General features: G+C 81.6%; 1 protein-coding gene. It reads right to left on the bottom strand.

Annotated features, from left to right (window positions below; genetic code table 11):
* Nucleotides 1-8 precede the first annotated feature (8 nt).
* A partial coding sequence (locus SB719_RS19285; protein ID WP_412159623.1) for a hypothetical protein occupies nucleotides 9-337 on the bottom strand: 329 nt, incomplete at its 5' end.

Here is a 337-nt window from a genome sequence, read left to right as displayed (position 1 = left end):
CTGGGTCCCTACGCCAGCCGCGCCGAAGCCGAAACCGTCCGCGTGCGCGCGGCGCAGGTCCGCAGTGACGTGAGCCCGCGCGTCGTCGCGCTCGATGCCGGCGCCACGCCGGCGCGCACGGACACCGCCACGGCGGCAGCCGTGCCGACCCCGTCCGCGGCGACGCCTGCGCCGGCGCCGCCCCCCGCCGAGCCACCGCGCCCGGCGCCGCCGCCGCCCCCGGCCGCGACGACGGACGCGCCCGCGCGTCCCGCCACGCCTGCCGCGACCGCCGGTGTCGGCTTCATCGTCCAGGTCGGCGCGTTCAGCACCGCCGCGGACGCGAACGCGATGCGCG

Origin of the sequence: Pantoea sp. SIMBA_079 (assembly GCF_046940275.1) — a bacterium.
Taxonomy (GTDB): domain Bacteria; phylum Pseudomonadota; class Gammaproteobacteria; order Enterobacterales; family Enterobacteriaceae; genus Pantoea; species Pantoea borealis.
This window is presented reverse-complemented; position numbering and strand designations above follow the sequence as displayed.